The organism is Paraburkholderia sp. BR10954 (assembly GCF_040965775.1).
Taxonomy (GTDB): domain Bacteria; phylum Pseudomonadota; class Gammaproteobacteria; order Burkholderiales; family Burkholderiaceae; genus Paraburkholderia; species Paraburkholderia youngii.
Window position 1 is genome coordinate 1 of record NZ_JBFRCK010000160.1, and the last position, 1,475, is coordinate 1,475.

A 1,475-nucleotide genomic window follows, 5' to 3' on the forward strand; every position below is an offset into this window, starting at 1 on the left:
CTGAGCTTTACCCACAAGTTACGGACCTGAATTAAAGATACGGAACATCTCGGTGATTTCGTGCAAGACGAGGAAACCTCGCCAGATGACCGTGGCGCCGGGTGGTGGATCATGACGTCGATTCAGGTAGCCGCCCAGGGCAGCAATCCATCGTATCGCCTTATGCAGCGACGGCACCGTGTCAGGTGGCCGGGTGGTTCGATGCACTCGGCAATACAGGGCTTGCCATTCGACGGGCTGGAGGACCACCTCACAAGGCAGGTCACCGTCCAGCCGCGCCAGCAGCGTGGTGTAGAGAATGCGCCAGGCAATGACCGCGAACAGGGAGGTGGCCCGAACAAAGCGTTCGAGCGTGCCGAACTGGCGGGCCTCGATGCGGCAGCCACTCTTGAGTACCCGGTGCCAGGATTCAATCGTCCAGCGCCGTGCATACCATTGCAGCCGCTCAAGTGCCTGCCCGGGCGAGTGAGTGGGCACCGAGGTGAGCAGCATCCATTCGAGTGGCTCGATACCGGCAGGCGGTTTGTCCTCGATGACGTGCACGGCGAAAACGTCCAGCTCGGGCAAACGGGTCCGCGTTTGAGGCGGTCGCAGACGTACGCATGCGTATCGCAATGTCAGGCGTGCAGTGCGCTGGGGGCGAGTCCCTTTGGCTGGCACCAGTAACTCGGTGTGACCTGCTGCGGGGGTGTCCAGTACTGCTTGCCAGAGATAGCGCTGGGGGTGCCGCGCGCAGCGGTTCCACGCCGCGCGCACCAGCCAGTCCACTCCGTCCGGGCGTTGCGCAGCAAACAGTTCATAGACATCGCTTTCGCGATCACCGATGCCAACGACTTGCGTGTGCTCACAGCGCGACTTCAGCGCCGACAGGTGCGCAAGTCCCTCGATCCACTTGATGCTTTCCTTCTCGTGGATGGGCCGGGATTTGCGCTGCGCGGCGCTGCCCTGGGTCCCTTCGCGACGCGCCCACGTCTTCATGCCCAGTACGCCGAGCGGCAAGCCTTCCGGACTGGCTGCCAGCAGGCTGTGCATCAGGAACCCGCGTTCATTGCCACCGGTACAGCGCCCCAAACCATCTGTGGCAGGCAGATGCGTCAGGTTGAATTCGGTGGTGTCCTGTATCGCCAGCACCACCGGGATCTGCTCCATACGGTGCAGCGTCTGCGCGATATGCGGCGCCAGTACACCGTCGGTGTCGATCTGGTCGTTGTCAAAGAACCGGTAGGCCGCCTTCAGTTCAGCAGGCGAGAGAGCCTGCGGCAGCGACGTGTGGGGGCTGCTCGCCAGTTGACGTGCTAATACAATCAGGCGATGCGACAGGCGAGCGTCTCCGAGATCCGCTTGCGCGAATTCCTCGCTCGCCCAGTCTGCCGTGTCGTCTCCGATCGCCAATCCGCAGCCGCTACATCAATTGAATGCGCGAAAGTTAACACCGTCCGAACCAGTTTACAAGCGGACTTGTGGGTAAAGCTCAG

The 1,475-nt window shown here is 62.0% G+C and carries 1 protein-coding gene; it reads right to left on the reverse strand.

Annotation, left to right across the window (positions count from 1 at the left end; translation table 11 throughout):
* Nucleotides 1-18 precede the first annotated feature (18 nt).
* Nucleotides 19-1,392 carry an IS4 family transposase gene (locus tag AB4Y34_RS41570; RefSeq protein ID WP_368719274.1) on the reverse strand — a complete coding sequence of 458 codons (1,374 nt, stop codon included), beginning with the start codon at nt 1,390-1,392 and terminating at the stop codon, nt 19-21.
* Nucleotides 1,393-1,475 lie beyond the last annotated feature (83 nt).